Raw genomic sequence first — 13944 nt, 5'->3', positions numbered from 1 at the left:
AAATGGTTATGCCAGGCGACAACGTGTCTGTTGTTGTTGAGCTGATCGTGCCGATCGCCATGGAAGAAGGCCTGCGCTTCGCTATCCGCGAAGGCGGTCGTACCGTCGGCGCCGGCGTCGTAGCCTCAATCGTCGAGTAATTGACGGCAGGGCCTGCTGTTTAACTAAAACTGGCAGGCCCGCCTGTCTCAACGGGAACTCTGAAATGAACGGTCAGAATATCCGGATCCGCCTTAAGGCATTTGACCACCGTATTCTCGATGCTTCCACAAAGGAAATCGTGAACACGGCCAAGCGGACCGGTGCACAGGTACGGGGACCCGTACCGCTGCCGACGCGGATCGAGAAGTACACGGTACTTCGCGGCCCGCACATCGATAAGAAAAGCCGCGATCAGTTCGAGATGCGCACGCACAAGCGTTTGCTCGACATCGTTGATCCGACGCCCCAGACGGTTGACGCTCTTATGAAGCTCGACCTTGCCGCTGGTGTCGACGTCGAGATCAAGCTCTGAGGCGGATCGAAGGGGACACGTCTATGCGTTCTGGTGTGATCGCTCAGAAAGTGGGCATGACTCGTATCTATAACGATGCGGGCGAGCATGTTCCGGTCACGGTTTTGCGGCTGGAAAATTGCCAGGTGGTTGCCCACCGTACTGAAGAAAAGAATGGCTATACCGCGCTGCAGGTCGGCGCCGGTCTGGCAAAAGTAAAGAACACCGTTAAGGCACTTCGCGGACATTTCGCGGTTGCCAAGGTGGAGCCGAAGCGTACCCTGGCCGAGTTCCGGGTTTCGTCTGACAACCTGATCGACGTTGGCGCGGAAATCACCGCTGACCACTACGTCGAAGGTCAGTTTGTCGACGTTACCGGCAATTCGATCGGTAAGGGTTTTGCCGGTGCGATGAAGCGTCACAACTTCGGTGGTGGTCGCGCTTCGCACGGTAACTCGATCTCGCATCGCTCACATGGTTCCACGGGTCAGTGTCAGGATCCGGGCCGGGTGTTCAAAGGCAAGAAAATGGCCGGTCACATGGGCGATGTCCGCGTGACCACGCAGAACCTGAAGGTTGTGCGTACCGATGTTGAACGCGGCCTGATCATGGTCGAGGGTTCTGTACCAGGCGCCAAGGGCGGTTGGATCCAGGTCCGCGACTCGATCAAGAAGGCGCTGCCGGAAGGTGTTCCGGTTCCAGGTGCATTTCGTGCTCCTGAAGCAGCCGCTGCCGCCGGGAAGGAGAGCGAGTGATGGAACTTCAGGTCAAGACCCTCGAAGGTGGGGCGGCCGGTTCGATCACGGTGAGTGACGAGATCTTCGGTCTCGAGCCCCGCACCGATCTGATCCACCGCGTGGTGCGTTGGCAGCTTGCCAAGCGCCAGGCCGGCACGCACAAGACGCTGCAGCGTTCGGAAGTTTCCGGTACGACGAAGAAATTCGTTCGCCAGAAGGGTTCCGGCGGCGCACGTCACGGCAACCGCAAGGCTCCGCAGTTCCGCGGTGGTGGTAAGGCTTTTGGGCCGGTCGTTCGCGACCATGCTCACGAGCTGCCGAAAAAGGTCCGTGTCCTCGGTCTCAAGCATGTTCTTTCCGCCAAGGCCAAGGCTGACAGCATCGTCATCGTTGAAGATGCGAAGGCTGCCGAAGCCAAGACCAAGGCACTCAAGGCACAGTTTGAAAAGCTGGGTCTCAAGAGCGCTCTGGTGATTGACGGTGCCGAACTGGACATGAACTTCTCTCTGGCTGCCCGCAACATTCCGCATGTGGATGTGCTGCCGGTCCAGGGTATCAATGTCTACGACATCATGCGCGCCAACACGCTTGTGTTGACGAAGTCTGCGGTGTCTGCACTTGAGGAGCGCTTCAAATGAGCAATCTTCCTCACTACGACAAGATCGTCGGCCCGGTAATCACCGAGAAGGCGACCATGGCTTCCGAAGAAAACAAGGTTGTTTTCAAGGTCGCCAATGACGCAACCAAGCCGGAAATCAAGGCTGCGATCGAAGCGCTGTTCGGCGTCAAGGTCAGTGCCGTGAACACACTGGTCCGCAAGGGCAAGGTCAAGCGGTTCAAGGGTCGCATCGGTCGCCAGTCCGACTTCAAGAAGGCCGTCATCACGCTCGAGGAAGGTCACGCGATTGACGTGACCACCGGGCTCTAAGGGGCGGGGACAGGTAAATGGCACTTAAGACATTCAACCCTACGTCGCCCGGTCGACGCCAGCTGGTCCAGGTAGATCGTTCCGATCTGCACAAGGGCAAGCCGGTCAAGACCCTGACGGAAGGCCTCTCCAAGAGCGGCGGTCGTAACAACACCGGTCGCCTTACGGCTCCGAACCGCGGTGGCGGTCACAAGCGGTCCTACCGTCTTGTTGACTTCAAGCGTCGCAAGTTCGACATCCCGGCAACGGTAGAGCGCCTCGAATACGATCCGAACCGGACCGCATTCATCGCACTGATCCGTTACGAAGATGGTGAGCTGAGCTACATTCTGGCGCCACAGCGTCTGGCAGTTGGTGGCACGGTCATCGCCGGTCAGTCTGTCGATGTGAAGCCGGGTAACGCAATGCCGCTGGCTTCGATTCCGGTCGGCACGATTGTTCACAACATTGAATTGAAGCCGGGCAAGGGTGCGCAGGTCGCACGTTCCGCCGGTGCCTTCGTTCAGGTTGTCGGCCGCGACCAGGGTTACACGACCCTGCGTCTGATGTCCGGTGAACAGCGCCGCGTTCTGGGCACCTGCATGGCGTCCATTGGTGCCGTATCCAATCCGGACCACGGCAACATCAATCTGGGCAAGGCAGGCCGCTCTCGCTGGCTTGGCCGTACCCCGCATACACGCGGCGTCGCGATGAACCCGGTTGACCACCCGCACGGCGGTGGTGAAGGCCGGACGTCCGGTGGTCGTCATCCGGTTACCCCTTGGGGCAAGCCGACCAAAGGCAAGCGCACGCGGAGCAACAAGCAGACTGATAAGTATATCGTCCGCAGCCGCCACGCGCGCAAGAAGTAAAGGACAAGGATCGTGGCACGTTCGATCTGGAAAGGTCCGTTTGTCGACGGGTATCTGCTGAAGAAGGCTGACAAGGTTCGTGAATCTGGCCGCAACGAGGTCATCAAGACCTGGAGCCGCCGCTCGACGATCCTGCCGCAGTTCGTTGGTCTTACCTTCGGCGTCTACAACGGGCAGAAGCATGTCCCGGTGTCGGTGTCTGAAGAGATGATTGGTCACAAGTTCGGTGAGTTTTCACCGAGCCGGACCTACTACGGACATGGCGCCGACAAGAAGGCGAAGAGGAAGTAACGATGGGCAAGCCGAAGCGTGAGCGGACGCTCGCTGACAACGAGGCCCGGGCAATGACCCGCATGCTGCGCGTTTCTCCGCGCAAGCTGAATCTCGTTGCGGCTGCTATCCGCGGCAAGAAGGTCGGTTCTGCAATTGCAGACCTGACATTCTCCCGCAAGCGTATCGCTCAAGACGTCAAGAAAACCTTGATGTCCGCGATTGCAAACGCGGAAAACAACCACGACCTGGATATCGACAACCTGGTGGTTGCCGAGGCACATGTTGGCAAGGCTTTTGTCATCAAGCGTTTCCAGGCTCGTGCACGTGGTCGCGTTGGCCGGATCGAGAAGCCTTTCTCGAACCTGACCATCGTTGTGCGTGAAAAAGAGGAGACTGCCTGATGGGTCACAAAGTAAACCCGATCGGCATGCGCCTCGGGATCAACCGCACCTGGGATTCGCGTTGGTTCGCCAACAAGGGTGAATACGGCGATCTTCTTCATGAAGATTTCCGCATCCGCGAATTCCTGCTCAAGGAACTGAAGCAGGCTGCTGTTTCCAAGGTTGTGATTGAACGCCCGCACAAGAAGTGCCGTGTTACCATCCACTCGGGTCGTCCGGGCGTGGTTATCGGCAAGAAGGGTGCGGACATCGAGCGTCTTCGCAAGAAGATCAACGAGATCACGAACTCGGAAGTTCACATCAACATCGTTGAAGTTCGTAAGCCTGAACTCGATGCGACACTTGTTGCCGCTTCGATCGCTCAGCAGCTGGAACGTCGTGTTGCCTTCCGTCGTGCCATGAAGCGTGCCGTTCAGTCGGCGATGCGTCTTGGCGCACAGGGCATCCGGATCAACTGTGGTGGCCGTCTCGGTGGTGCTGAAATCGCACGTATCGAATGGTACCGCGAAGGTCGCGTGCCGCTACACACCCTGCGTGCCGACATCGATTACGGTGTTGCTTCCGCTCATACCGCTTACGGTGTTTGCGGCGTGAAGGTCTGGATCTTCAAGGGTGAAATCCTCGAGCATGACCCCATGGCGTCCGAGCGCCGTGCGACGTCCGGCTCTGACAGCAACCAGGGTGATCGCGGCGAACGCCGGGGTCGGGGCCGTGAGCGCGCAGCCTAACCGGCTGCCTGCTGCTCGCGTAACACGAAGGACGAGAGAAAACGATGCTGCAACCGAAGCGAACTAAGTTCCGCAAGCAGCACAAGGGCCGCATTCACGGTCTGTCGAAGGGAGGTACTGACCTCAACTTCGGCGCCTACGGTCTGAAGGCTGTTGAGCCTGAGCGGGTCACCGCTCGTCAGATCGAAGCTGCCCGTCGTGCCATGACCCGCCACATGAAGCGTGCTGGTCGTGTATGGATCCGCATCTTCCCGGACCTCCCGGTCTCTTCCAAGCCGGCTGAAGTCCGCATGGGTAAGGGTAAGGGTTCTCCGGATTACTGGGCTTGCCGCGTCAAGCCTGGCCGGATCATGTTCGAAATCGATGGTGTTCCAGAAGACGTTGCGCGTGAAGCAATGCGTCTGGCGGCCGCCAAACTGCCTATCAAGTGCCGCTTCATTCAGCGAATTGGCGAATAGGCAGTCGAGGAGTAAGAAGCCATGAAGGCGACTGACGTAAGAGCAAAGACCCTCGACGAGCTCCGCACGGAGCTCGAAGCCCTCAAGAAAGAGCAGTTCAACCTGCGCTTTCAGAAGGCTACCGGTCAGCTAGAAAACACTGGGCGCGTACGGCAAATTCGCCGCGACGTTGCTCGCATTCAGACGATCATGCGCGAAAAGCGCGTGTCGGCAAGCGCTTAAGGAGACACCTATGCCGAAGCGCATTTTGCAGGGCACCGTTGTCAGCAACGCAAATGACAAGACGGTGACGGTTAAGGTGGAGCGTCGCTTCACTCACCCGCTGCTGAAGAAGACCGTGCGCCGGTCCAAAAAATACCGCGCGCATGATGAAGCAAACAAATATCAAGTCGGCGATTCTGTTCAGATCGAAGAGTGCTCGCCGGTTTCGAAGAACAAACGCTGGACCGTGGTCGTCTGACCACGCTCCATGTTGAGCATCAGGCGCCCTTGGCAGGTGCGCCAGACAGAGAATAAGGCAGCCAGTCATGATTCAGATGCAAACAAACCTCGACGTGGCGGATAATTCCGGCGCTCGTCGTGTCATGTGCATCAAAGTGCTCGGCGGCTCCAAGCGCAAATACGCTTCTGTGGGCGACATCATTGTCGTATCCGTGAAGGAAGCTATTCCGCGGGGTCGCGTCAAAAAGGGCGACGTGATGAAGGCGGTCGTTGTGCGTACGGCGAAGGATATTCGACGTGCCGACGGCAGCGTGATCCGGTTCGACCGCAATGCGGCGGTTCTGATCAACAACAACAAGGAGCCTGTCGGTACCCGTATCTTTGGTCCGGTACCGCGCGAGCTCCGTGCAAAGAACCACATGAAAATTATCTCGCTCGCGCCGGAGGTGCTCTGATGGCTGCGAAAATTAAAAAAGGCGACACCGTTGTCGTTCTCACCGGTCGTGACAAGGGCAAGTCCGGTGAAGTTCTGCAGGTCCTGCCGTCTGACAACAAGGCGCTTGTCCGTGGTGTGAACGTCGTTCGCCGCCACCAGAAGCAAACCCAGACCCAGGAAGCTGGTATCGTTGCTAAGGAAGCTCCGATCCACCTTTCTAACATCGCTGTAGCCGATCCCAAGGACGGCAAGGCGACGCGCGTGGGTTTCAAGGTGCAGGAAGACGGTACCAAGGTCCGTGTGGCCAAGCGTTCTGGAGACCTGATCGATGGCTGAGACCAATTACATCCCGCGTCTTAAGACGCATTACGAAGATGTTGTGCGCAAGCAGCTTCAGGAAAAGTTCGAGTACAAGAACCCTATGCAGGTTCCTGGTCTCGACAAAGTTGTCCTGAACATCGGCGTCGGCGAAGCGGTTGCCGACTCCAAGAAGGCGCGCATCGCCGCTGAAGACCTTGCACTGATCGCCGGCCAGAAGCCGGTCATCACCAAGGCCAAGAAGTCCATCGCGACCTTCAAGGTTCGCGAAGAGATGCCGTTGGGGACCAAGGTTACACTTCGTCGCCAGCAGATGTTCGAATTCCTGGATCGCCTGATCACCATCGCGCTGCCGCGCGTTCGTGACTTCCGTGGTCTGAACCCGAAGTCCTTTGACGGTCGTGGCAACTACGCCATGGGCATCAAGGAGCACATCGTGTTCCCGGAAATCGAATACGACAAGGTCGACCAGATCTGGGGTATGGACGTGATCGTCTGCACCACTGCTCAGAACGATGACGAAGCGCGTGAACTGCTGCGCGCGTTCAACTTCCCGTTCAGCAAATAAGCTGAGATACGGGAAAGGAACGAGGAACGACGATGGCGAAGAAAAGCGCAGTCGAGAAGAACAAGCGTCGCGAGAAGCTTGTCGAAAAGTACGCTGAGAAGCGCGCTGCCCTCAAGGCGATGGCGAAAGATAGTAGCCTGTCTCCGGAAGAGCAGTTCAACGCACGCTTGAAGCTTGCAAAATTGCCGCGGAACTCCGCGCCGAACCGCGTTCGCAACCGCTGCGAAGTGACCGGCCGTCCGCGTGCATACTACCGCAAGCTCAAGATGTCCCGTATTGCGCTTCGTGAACTGGGCTCACTGGGTAAGATCCCAGGCCTGGTCAAGTCGAGCTGGTAAGGAGAAACTCCCATGGCAATTTCTGATCCGTTGGGGGATTTGCTCACACGTATCCGCAATGCGCAGATGCGTCGCAAGAGCAAAGTCAGTTCACCAAATTCCAAATTGCGCGCACATGTACTTGATGTGCTCGCCAAGGAAGGGTACATCCGTGGCTACACCACGGTTGAATTCGAGACCGGTCGTTCGGAACTCGAAATTGAACTGAAGTACTTCGATGGCGAACCGGTTATCCGGACCATCGAACGGGTGTCAAAACCGGGCCGTCGGGTTTACTCGTCGGTTAAAAACATCCCGCATGTGTCCAATGGCCTGGGCGTGTCGATTATTTCGACTCCGCGTGGCGTCATGAGCGATCATCAGGCGCGTGATGAAAACGTAGGCGGTGAGGTCCTGTGCCGCGTCTTCTGACGCGGTTTCAGTCTCATCTTTAAAACAACGACAAGGTTGGTCAGATGTCTCGTATTGGCAAAAAGCCAGTCCCCGTGCCAAGCGGGGTAACGGCAACGATCAACGGTCAGACGGTTGCGGTCAAGGGCCCGAAGGGTGAACTCTCCTTCGTGCTCAATGACTACGTTCTGGCCGAGATGACGGACGGCGGTATCAAGGTTGATCCGCGCGGCACCTCCAAGACGGCTCGCTCCATGTGGGGCATGAGCCGGACGATGGTGCAGAATATCATTACTGGTGTGAGCAACGGCTTCGAAAAGAAGCTCGACATCACCGGTGTTGGTTATCGTGCCCAGGTTCAGGGCAAGAATCTTCAGCTGGCGCTGGGTTTCTCGCACGACGTTATCTATTCGGTTCCGGAAGGAATCGAGATCAAGTGCCCAAAACCTACGGAGATCCTCATCTCCGGTATCGACAAGCAGACTGTCGGTCAGGTAGCGGCTGAAATCCGCGAATTCCGCCCACCTGAGCCTTACAAGGGCAAGGGTGTTCGTTATGCAGACGAGTTTATCGTCCGCAAAGAAGGCAAGAAGAAGTAACGGACCTGGATCATGGCGAATAGCAAAATTGCTTTCGAACGCCGCCGCGATCGCGTGCGCCGTTCACTCAAGAAGGTGGCGAACGGACGTCCGCGCCTTTCTATCTTCCGCTCGTCGAAGCAGATCTACGCCCAGATCATCGACGACGGGAAAGGGAACACCATTGTTTCCGCCTCGACGATCGAATCCGATCTGAAGGGCTCCCTCAAGACGGGCGCCGACACTGCAGCAGCTGCTGCGGTCGGCAAGCTTGTCGCCGAGCGTGCGATTGCCGCTGGCGTCAAGCAGGTCGTGTTCGACCGAGGCGGGTATCAGTACCATGGGCGCGTCAAAGCGCTTGCTGATGCGGCCCGCGAAGGTGGACTTGAATTCTGACCAGCGCCCGTTGGCGCTCTTAAGAACGGAAGACGTATAAAATGGCGAGACAGGATAATCGCGATCGCGACGAGCGAGACAGCGAATTCGTCGACAAGCTCGTACACATCAACCGCGTCGCAAAGGTGGTCAAGGGTGGCCGTCGTTTCGGCTTCGCCGCGCTTGTCGTGGTTGGTGATCAGAAGGGCCGCGTCGGCTTTGGCCACGGTAAGGCACGTGAAGTGCCAGAGGCCATCCGTAAGGCAACCGAGGCTGCAAAGCGCACGATGATCCGTGTGCCTCTGCGTGAAGGCCGGACGCTCCACCACGATGTGGAAGGCCGTCACGGTGCCGGTAAAGTGATCCTGCGTGCAGCTCCGGCTGGTACAGGTATCATTGCTGGTGGTCCGATGCGTGCAGTGTTCGAAACCCTTGGTGTTCAGGACGTTGTTGCCAAGTCACTTGGCTCTTCGAACCCTTACAACATGGTTCGTGCGACCTTTAACGCACTGACCAAGGAAGACAGCCCGCGTTCGGTCGCGGCACGCCGCGGCCTCAAGGTCTCGGTGCTGCAGTCGCGCCGTCGTGATAACGAAGATGCGGCTCCGGCTGCCGCCGAGGCTTGATCTCGGCGGCTCCGGCTCCCAGTTGAATAAGGGTTAGTTCCATGGCGAACACCGACAAGACCGTTACGGTCGAACAGATTGGCAGCCCGCTGCGCCGTCCTCAGGATCAGCGCGCAACGCTCGTCGGTCTGGGTCTGAACAAGATGCACCGCCGTTCCACACTGAAGGACACTCCTGAAGTGCGCGGCATGATCAACAAGGTCCAGCATCTCGTACGCGTCGTCGAAGACGCTTAATCGGGGTCAGGAGATAAAGACATGAAGCTCAACGAACTCAGGGACAATCCCGGTTCCGTTCAGAGCCGCCACCGCGTCGGACGCGGTATCGGTTCTGGCAAGGGCAAGACCGGTGGCCGCGGTGTGAAGGGGCAGAAATCCCGTTCAGGCGTCGCGATCAAGGGCTTTGAAGGCGGTCAGATGCCGCTTCACCGTCGTCTGCCGAAGCGTGGTTTCACGAACATTTTCGCCAAGGAGTACAATGTAGTCTCCCTCGGCCGTGTTCAGGAAGCTCTGGATGCAGGCAAGCTCGATGCGAAAGCGGCCGTCACGGTCGAAACGCTGAAGGCTGCTGGTATCGTCAAGCGCGTCAAGGATGGCGTTCGCTTGCTCAGCGACGGTGAATTGAAGACAGCAGTCACTTTCGAAATTGCTGGCGCCTCCAAGGCTGCCGTTGAAGCGGTTTCCAAAGCTGGCGGCAAGGTCGTCGTTCTGGGAGCTCAGGCTTAACAGCCTGGGCTTTTCCCATTTGTCGGTACTAACTGACCGGAGTAGGGCATGGCATCGGCCGCCGAACAACTTGCGTCAAATTTAAATTTCTCGGCTTTCGCCAAGGCTGACGAGCTCAAAAAGCGCATCTGGTTCACGCTGGGAGCGCTTTTGGTTTATCGGCTCGGCACTTATATCCCGCTTCCGGGGATCAACCCGGATGCGTTTGCGCAGGCATTTAACCAGGCGCAATCCGGCATCATCGGCATGTTCAACATGTTCGCCGGTGGCGCTGTCGAGCGTATGGCTATTTTTGCCCTTGGCATCATGCCTTACATCTCCGCCTCCATCATCATGCAGCTCATGACGACAGTCGTTCCGACGCTTGAGCAGATGAAGAAGGAAGGCGAGCAGGGCCGTAAGGTCATCAACCAGTACACGCGCTATGGCACGGTGGTTCTGGCTGCATTCCAGGCATACGGCATTGCTGTCGGCCTTGAAGGCGCGACCAACGTCGTCACTGATCCGGGCTGGTTTTTCCGTGCGTCCACCGTTTTGACGCTGGTCGGCGGCACCATGTTCCTGATGTGGCTTGGTGAGCAGATCACATCTCGCGGTATTGGTAACGGCATCTCGCTGATCATCTTCGCCGGCATCGTTGCAGGCCTGCCGACTGCGGTGGTCTCGACGCTTGAGCTCGGACGTCAGGGCGCTTTGGCTACCTGGATCATCCTCATGGTGATCATCCTTGCTGTTGTCGTGATTGGCGTGATCGTCTTCATGGAGCGTGCTCAGCGCCGCTTGCTGATTCAGTATCCGAAGCGTCAGATGGGAAATCGCATGTTCGAGGGCAACACCTCGTTCTTGCCTCTCAAGCTGAACACAGCTGGTGTGATTCCTCCGATCTTTGCGTCGTCTCTTCTTCTGGTGCCGGCCACGATCGCAGGATTTTCCTCGGGCAACACGAGCGAGTGGGTCACAACGATCACCGCTCTGCTTGGCCATGGACAGCCGCTTTACATGCTGTTCTATGCCACGATGATCATTTTCTTCTGTTTCTTCTACACGGCGATTGTTTTCAATCCGACCGACACAGCGGATAATCTGAAGAAGCACGGCGGCTTTATTCCGGGCATTCGTCCGGGTGAACGCACGGCTCAGTACATCGACTACGTCCTGACGCGCATCACGGTCGTTGGTGCGATCTACATCACCCTTGTCTGTCTATTACCCGAATTTCTTATTTCGGCGACGGGCGTTCCGTTCTATTTCGGTGGAACTTCGCTGTTGATCGTAGTCAGCGTGACCATGGATACGGTTTCCCAAATCCAGGGCCATCTGCTCGCTCACCAGTATGAGGGCCTGGTGAAAAAAGCAAAGCTCAGGGGGAAACGTAGATGAGACTGATTTTGGTCGGACCGCCAGGAGCGGGGAAGGGGACACAGGCGGGACGGCTTGTTGCCGATTATAACATCCCGCAGCTGTCTACCGGTGATATGCTTCGTGCGGCTGTCGCGGCGCAGAGCCCGGTTGGTTTGCAGGCGAAAGCTGTCATGGACGCCGGTGGTCTCGTCTCTGACGACATTGTTGTGGGCATCATTCGCGACCGGATTGCCGAGCCGGATGCCAAGAATGGTTTCATTCTCGACGGCTTCCCACGCACGATTGCCCAAGCTGATTCCCTTGCGCAGATGCTCTCGGAAAACAAGCTTGACCTGGATGCCGTGATTGAACTGCGTGTCGATCAGTCCAAGCTGGTTAATCGCATCATCAATCGCGCGGCGGAAGCCAAGGAAAAAGGCGAGCCGGTCCGCAAGGATGATGATCCGGAGGTCTTCAAGGACCGCCTTGAAGCATACAACCGCGATACCGCTGTTGTGATCCCTTACTACGAAAAAGCGGGTCTTCTGACCGTGGTTGATGGCATGCAGTCCATTGATGACGTGTCACGGGACATCGAGAGTGTTCTCTCAAAGCTTGACGAAAAGGTTTAGAGTCGTTAAGGACGCGCTCTAGCTGACAAGTTTCGTGCCGATTCCGTGATACACGGGGTCGGCACGATCTGTGCTTGCTGAACCAAGTGCATTTAGTGCCTTGCAGGGGCCGGGCTCCACCGGACGCAGGGAATAATAAGCAACGCGGTCGAAACGGCCGCATGACATGGAGAACAACGTGGCACGTATTGCTGGCGTTAACATCCCAACGAACAAGCGCGTTGTTATCGCGCTTCAGTATATTCACGGCATTGGCGCGAAGTTCGCGCAGGAGATCGTCGAGAAGGTCAACATTGCGCCGGAACGCCGCGTCAATGAACTTTCCGACGCTGAAGTCCTTGCCATTCGCGAGACCATCGACGCCGATTACCTCGTTGAAGGCGACCTGCGCCGCGACACTGCAATGAACATCAAGCGTCTCATGGACCTTGGTTGCTACCGTGGCCTGCGTCACCGTCGTGGTCTCCCGGTTCGCGGTCAGCGCACACATACCAACGCACGTACCCGTAAGGGTCCTGCGAAAGCCATCGCTGGTAAGAAGAAGTAATCCAGCCGATTGGCGGTGGAGCTGCCGGTCTTACGGCAGTGTTGAGATCAAAGTAAGGAAAAAGAATGGCTAAGGAAACGACGCGCGTGCGTCGCCGCGAGCGCAAGAACATTTCTTCTGGCGTCGCTCATGTGAACTCCACGTTCAACAACACGATGATCACCATTACCGATGCACAGGGCAACACCATTTCATGGTCGTCCGCTGGTGCTCTCGGCTTCAAGGGATCTCGTAAGTCTACGCCGTATGCGGCTCAGGTTGCAGCTGAAGATGCAGCCAAGAAGGCATCCGAACACGGCATGCGTACCCTTGAAGTTGAAGTGCGTGGTCCAGGTTCTGGACGTGAGTCCGCTCTTCGTGCGCTTCAGGCTGCCGGTTTCCTCATCACGTCGATCCGCGACGTGACGCCGATTCCGCACAACGGCTGCCGTCCGCGCAAGCGTCGCCGCGTCTAAGGCTTTCCGTCTTAGGTATCTGTTTCTCCAATGGCAAAGAATAGCTTGCGGCCCTGCGAGGGCCCGGGCGGGATAGCCGAAGGGGCAAAAACGTGACCATTCAAAAAAACTGGCAAGAACTGATCAAGCCGACCAAGCTCGAAGTCAAGCAGGGCGAAGACCCGCGCTTCGTCGCGACTGTAGTCGCGGAGCCGCTTGAGCGTGGTTATGGTCTGACGCTCGGAAATGCGCTTCGTCGTATTCTCCTGTCATCGCTGCAGGGCTCTGCAGTGACTGCCGTTCAGATCGACGGCGTGCTGCACGAGTTCTCGTCCATTCCCGGTGTTCGTGAAGATGTCACCGACATCGTTCTGAACATCAAGGAAATCGCGATCCGCATGGATGGCGAAGGACCCAAGCGCATGGTTGTGCGCAAGCAGGGACCTGGTGCGGTGACTGCTGGCGACATCCAGACCGTTGGCGATGTCGAAGTTCTGAACCCGGAGCTTGTGCTGTGTACGCTGGATGAAGGCGCTGAAATCCGCATGGAGTTCACCGTCAACACCGGCAAGGGCTACGTGTCCTCCGACCGTAACCGTCCGGAAGATGCGCCGATCGGCCTGATCCCGGTCGACAGCCTGTACTCTCCGGTCAAGAAAGTGTCCTACAAGGTGGAAAACACCCGTGAAGGCCAGGTTCTTGACTATGACAAACTTACCCTGACCGTTGAGACCGACGGTTCGGTTAAGCCGGATGACGCAGTCGCATTCGCTGCGCGCATCCTTCAGGATCAGCTTTCCATCTTCGTCAACTTCGAAGAGCCGCAGCGTGAAGTCGCCGAGGACACTGTCCCGGAACTCGCGTTCAACCCGGCGCTTCTCAAGAAGGTCGACGAACTGGAACTGTCCGTCCGCTCTGCCAACTGCCTGAAGAACGACAATATCGTGTATATTGGCGATCTCATTCAGAAGACCGAAGCGGAAATGCTGCGCACGCCGAACTTCGGCCGCAAGTCGCTGAACGAAATCAAGGAAGTTCTCGCCCAGATGGGTCTGCACCTCGGTATGGAGGTCGCCAACTGGCCGCCTGAGAACATCGAAGATCTCGCGAAGCGCTACGAAGACCACCAGTATTAAGGGACGTCCGCGTCCCTTCACACTCAACCGGACCTTGGGTTTCAAGCCCATTTGTCTGTCTTTAGAAGGAGAGGGCCATGCGCCACGGTAATTCCGGCCGCAAGCTCAACCGGACCTCTAGCCACCGCAAGGCTATGTTCGCAAACATGGCAGCTTCGCTGATCAATCACGAGCAGATCGTGACGACCCT

General features: G+C 57.4%; 26 protein-coding genes and 2 pseudogenes. All 28 read left to right on the top strand.

Annotation, left to right across the window (positions count from 1 at the left end):
- Positions 1-140 (top strand): annotated as a pseudogene (gene tuf / locus ABJZ52_RS04550) (elongation factor Tu); the annotation flags it as partial.
- 65 nt (positions 141-205) lie between these two features.
- A complete protein-coding gene (gene rpsJ / locus ABJZ52_RS04545) occupies positions 206-514 on the top strand; it encodes a 30S ribosomal protein S10 (protein ID WP_006936455.1) in 309 nt (102 codons plus the stop codon).
- Positions 515-537: 23 nt separating this feature from the next.
- Positions 538-1248 (top strand): 50S ribosomal protein L3, encoded by a 711-nt coding sequence (gene rplC, locus ABJZ52_RS04540; RefSeq protein ID WP_153768578.1) that lies wholly within the window; start codon positions 538-540, stop codon positions 1246-1248.
- Entirely contained in the window at positions 1248-1868 is a 621-nt protein-coding gene (gene rplD, locus ABJZ52_RS04535) for a 50S ribosomal protein L4 (RefSeq protein ID WP_153768579.1), read from the top strand. Before rplC ends, rplD begins: the two co-directional genes overlap by 1 nt.
- Positions 1865-2158 (top strand): 50S ribosomal protein L23, encoded by a 294-nt coding sequence (locus tag ABJZ52_RS04530; protein WP_348193243.1) that lies wholly within the window; start codon positions 1865-1867, stop codon positions 2156-2158. The genes rplD and ABJZ52_RS04530 overlap by 4 nt, the downstream gene beginning before the upstream one ends.
- Before the next feature lie 17 nt (positions 2159-2175).
- A complete protein-coding gene (rplB, locus tag ABJZ52_RS04525) occupies positions 2176-3009 on the top strand; it encodes a 50S ribosomal protein L2 (RefSeq protein ID WP_348193246.1) in 834 nt (277 codons plus the stop codon).
- A 12-nt stretch (positions 3010-3021) separates the two neighbouring features.
- The gene (rpsS, locus tag ABJZ52_RS04520) at positions 3022-3300 is read left to right on the top strand and encodes a 30S ribosomal protein S19 (protein ID WP_153768582.1); all 279 of its coding nucleotides are present in this window, start codon (positions 3022-3024) and stop codon (positions 3298-3300) included.
- A 2-nt stretch (positions 3301-3302) separates the two neighbouring features.
- Positions 3303-3683 carry a 50S ribosomal protein L22 gene (rplV, locus tag ABJZ52_RS04515; protein WP_153768583.1) on the top strand — a complete coding sequence of 127 codons (381 nt, stop codon included), beginning with the start codon at positions 3303-3305 and terminating at the stop codon, positions 3681-3683.
- On the top strand, positions 3683-4411 hold the full coding sequence (gene rpsC / locus ABJZ52_RS04510; protein ID WP_153768584.1) for a 30S ribosomal protein S3: 729 nt from the start codon (positions 3683-3685) through the stop codon (positions 4409-4411). Before rplV ends, rpsC begins: the two co-directional genes overlap by 1 nt.
- 44 nt (positions 4412-4455) lie before the next feature.
- The gene (gene rplP, locus ABJZ52_RS04505; RefSeq protein ID WP_153768585.1) at positions 4456-4869 is read left to right on the top strand and encodes a 50S ribosomal protein L16; all 414 of its coding nucleotides are present in this window, start codon (positions 4456-4458) and stop codon (positions 4867-4869) included.
- 21 nt (positions 4870-4890) lie between these two features.
- On the top strand, positions 4891-5091 hold the full coding sequence (rpmC, locus tag ABJZ52_RS04500) for a 50S ribosomal protein L29 (RefSeq protein ID WP_153768586.1): 201 nt from the start codon (positions 4891-4893) through the stop codon (positions 5089-5091).
- 10 nt (positions 5092-5101) lie between these two features.
- Positions 5102-5329, top strand: a complete 228-nt coding sequence (gene rpsQ / locus ABJZ52_RS04495; RefSeq protein WP_153768587.1) for a 30S ribosomal protein S17 — start codon at positions 5102-5104, stop codon at positions 5327-5329.
- A 67-nt stretch (positions 5330-5396) separates the two neighbouring features.
- The gene (gene rplN / locus ABJZ52_RS04490) at positions 5397-5765 is read left to right on the top strand and encodes a 50S ribosomal protein L14 (RefSeq protein WP_153768588.1); all 369 of its coding nucleotides are present in this window, start codon (positions 5397-5399) and stop codon (positions 5763-5765) included.
- A complete protein-coding gene (gene rplX / locus ABJZ52_RS04485) occupies positions 5765-6082 on the top strand; it encodes a 50S ribosomal protein L24 (protein ID WP_192107451.1) in 318 nt (105 codons plus the stop codon). The genes rplN and rplX overlap by 1 nt, the downstream gene beginning before the upstream one ends.
- Positions 6075-6632 (top strand): 50S ribosomal protein L5, encoded by a 558-nt coding sequence (gene rplE, locus ABJZ52_RS04480; protein ID WP_192107453.1) that lies wholly within the window; start codon positions 6075-6077, stop codon positions 6630-6632. The genes rplX and rplE overlap by 8 nt, the downstream gene beginning before the upstream one ends.
- A 32-nt stretch (positions 6633-6664) precedes the next feature.
- Entirely contained in the window at positions 6665-6970 is a 306-nt protein-coding gene (gene rpsN / locus ABJZ52_RS04475) for a 30S ribosomal protein S14 (RefSeq protein WP_153768591.1), read from the top strand.
- Positions 6971-6982: 12 nt separating this feature from the next.
- Complete coding sequence (gene rpsH / locus ABJZ52_RS04470) at positions 6983-7381, top strand: 30S ribosomal protein S8 (protein ID WP_348193256.1); 399 nt, start codon at positions 6983-6985, stop codon at positions 7379-7381.
- A gap of 44 nt (positions 7382-7425) precedes the next feature.
- Positions 7426-7959 carry a 50S ribosomal protein L6 gene (rplF, locus tag ABJZ52_RS04465; RefSeq protein WP_192107455.1) on the top strand — a complete coding sequence of 178 codons (534 nt, stop codon included), beginning with the start codon at positions 7426-7428 and terminating at the stop codon, positions 7957-7959.
- A 12-nt stretch (positions 7960-7971) separates the two neighbouring features.
- Positions 7972-8334, top strand: coding sequence for a 50S ribosomal protein L18 (rplR, locus tag ABJZ52_RS04460; RefSeq protein WP_348193259.1), 363 nt, complete (start codon positions 7972-7974; stop codon positions 8332-8334).
- Positions 8335-8375: 41 nt separating this feature from the next.
- Positions 8376-8939 (top strand): 30S ribosomal protein S5, encoded by a 564-nt coding sequence (gene rpsE / locus ABJZ52_RS04455; protein WP_153768595.1) that lies wholly within the window; start codon positions 8376-8378, stop codon positions 8937-8939.
- A 41-nt stretch (positions 8940-8980) separates the two neighbouring features.
- Positions 8981-9175, top strand: a complete 195-nt coding sequence (gene rpmD / locus ABJZ52_RS04450; RefSeq protein ID WP_153768596.1) for a 50S ribosomal protein L30 — start codon at positions 8981-8983, stop codon at positions 9173-9175.
- A 21-nt stretch (positions 9176-9196) separates the two neighbouring features.
- Positions 9197-9664, top strand: a complete 468-nt coding sequence (gene rplO, locus ABJZ52_RS04445) for a 50S ribosomal protein L15 (protein ID WP_348193263.1) — start codon at positions 9197-9199, stop codon at positions 9662-9664.
- Positions 9665-9712: 48 nt separating this feature from the next.
- Positions 9713-11044 (top strand): preprotein translocase subunit SecY, encoded by a 1332-nt coding sequence (gene secY, locus ABJZ52_RS04440; RefSeq protein WP_192107459.1) that lies wholly within the window; start codon positions 9713-9715, stop codon positions 11042-11044.
- Positions 11041-11637 carry an adenylate kinase gene (locus ABJZ52_RS04435; RefSeq protein WP_348193266.1) on the top strand — a complete coding sequence of 199 codons (597 nt, stop codon included), beginning with the start codon at positions 11041-11043 and terminating at the stop codon, positions 11635-11637. Before secY ends, ABJZ52_RS04435 begins: the two co-directional genes overlap by 4 nt.
- A gap of 178 nt (positions 11638-11815) precedes the next feature.
- Positions 11816-12184: a 30S ribosomal protein S13 gene (gene rpsM / locus ABJZ52_RS04430; protein WP_153768600.1), complete on the top strand. Its 369-nt coding sequence runs from the start codon at positions 11816-11818 to the stop codon at positions 12182-12184.
- Positions 12185-12249: 65 nt separating this feature from the next.
- Positions 12250-12639 carry a 30S ribosomal protein S11 gene (rpsK, locus tag ABJZ52_RS04425; RefSeq protein ID WP_153768601.1) on the top strand — a complete coding sequence of 130 codons (390 nt, stop codon included), beginning with the start codon at positions 12250-12252 and terminating at the stop codon, positions 12637-12639.
- A 53-nt stretch (positions 12640-12692) separates the two neighbouring features.
- Positions 12693-13754: a DNA-directed RNA polymerase subunit alpha gene (locus tag ABJZ52_RS04420; protein WP_348193383.1), complete on the top strand. Its 1062-nt coding sequence runs from the start codon at positions 12693-12695 to the stop codon at positions 13752-13754.
- Positions 13755-13831: 77 nt separating this feature from the next.
- Positions 13832-13944, top strand: a pseudogene (locus ABJZ52_RS04415) (50S ribosomal protein L17); the annotation flags it as partial.

The organism is Roseibium sp., assembly GCF_039982295.1.
Taxonomy (GTDB): Bacteria; Pseudomonadota; Alphaproteobacteria; order Rhizobiales; family Stappiaceae; genus Roseibium.
Note: the sequence above shows the minus strand (reverse complement) of the source record. Positions and strands in the feature narration are given on the sequence as shown.

Bases quoted from the DNA above. Each gene is read 5' to 3' on its own strand.
- rpsK (WP_153768601.1), top strand. From the start codon at position 12,250: ATGGCTAAGGAAACGACGCGCGTGCGTCGCCGCGAGCGCAAGAACATT.
- rplR (WP_348193259.1), top strand. From the start codon at position 7,972: ATGGCGAATAGCAAAATTGCTTTCGAACGCCGCCGCGATCGCGTGCGC.
- rplN (WP_153768588.1), top strand. From the start codon at position 5,397: ATGATTCAGATGCAAACAAACCTCGACGTGGCGGATAATTCCGGCGCT.
- rpsN (WP_153768591.1), top strand. From the start codon at position 6,665: ATGGCGAAGAAAAGCGCAGTCGAGAAGAACAAGCGTCGCGAGAAGCTT.
- rpsJ (WP_006936455.1), top strand. From the start codon at position 206: ATGAACGGTCAGAATATCCGGATCCGCCTTAAGGCATTTGACCACCGT.
- rplX (WP_192107451.1), top strand. From the start codon at position 5,765: ATGGCTGCGAAAATTAAAAAAGGCGACACCGTTGTCGTTCTCACCGGT.
- ABJZ52_RS04435 (WP_348193266.1), top strand. From the start codon at position 11,041: ATGAGACTGATTTTGGTCGGACCGCCAGGAGCGGGGAAGGGGACACAG.
- rplE (WP_192107453.1), top strand. From the start codon at position 6,075: ATGGCTGAGACCAATTACATCCCGCGTCTTAAGACGCATTACGAAGAT.
- secY (WP_192107459.1), top strand. From the start codon at position 9,713: ATGGCATCGGCCGCCGAACAACTTGCGTCAAATTTAAATTTCTCGGCT.
- rpsE (WP_153768595.1), top strand. From the start codon at position 8,376: ATGGCGAGACAGGATAATCGCGATCGCGACGAGCGAGACAGCGAATTC.
- rplP (WP_153768585.1), top strand. From the start codon at position 4,456: ATGCTGCAACCGAAGCGAACTAAGTTCCGCAAGCAGCACAAGGGCCGC.
- rpmD (WP_153768596.1), top strand. From the start codon at position 8,981: ATGGCGAACACCGACAAGACCGTTACGGTCGAACAGATTGGCAGCCCG.
- rplO (WP_348193263.1), top strand. From the start codon at position 9,197: ATGAAGCTCAACGAACTCAGGGACAATCCCGGTTCCGTTCAGAGCCGC.
- rplC (WP_153768578.1), top strand. From the start codon at position 538: ATGCGTTCTGGTGTGATCGCTCAGAAAGTGGGCATGACTCGTATCTAT.
- rpsC (WP_153768584.1), top strand. From the start codon at position 3,683: ATGGGTCACAAAGTAAACCCGATCGGCATGCGCCTCGGGATCAACCGC.
- rplV (WP_153768583.1), top strand. From the start codon at position 3,303: ATGGGCAAGCCGAAGCGTGAGCGGACGCTCGCTGACAACGAGGCCCGG.
- rplB (WP_348193246.1), top strand. From the start codon at position 2,176: ATGGCACTTAAGACATTCAACCCTACGTCGCCCGGTCGACGCCAGCTG.
- rpsQ (WP_153768587.1), top strand. From the start codon at position 5,102: ATGCCGAAGCGCATTTTGCAGGGCACCGTTGTCAGCAACGCAAATGAC.
- rpmC (WP_153768586.1), top strand. From the start codon at position 4,891: ATGAAGGCGACTGACGTAAGAGCAAAGACCCTCGACGAGCTCCGCACG.
- rpsH (WP_348193256.1), top strand. From the start codon at position 6,983: ATGGCAATTTCTGATCCGTTGGGGGATTTGCTCACACGTATCCGCAAT.
- rplD (WP_153768579.1), top strand. From the start codon at position 1,248: ATGGAACTTCAGGTCAAGACCCTCGAAGGTGGGGCGGCCGGTTCGATC.
- rplF (WP_192107455.1), top strand. From the start codon at position 7,426: ATGTCTCGTATTGGCAAAAAGCCAGTCCCCGTGCCAAGCGGGGTAACG.
- ABJZ52_RS04530 (WP_348193243.1), top strand. From the start codon at position 1,865: ATGAGCAATCTTCCTCACTACGACAAGATCGTCGGCCCGGTAATCACC.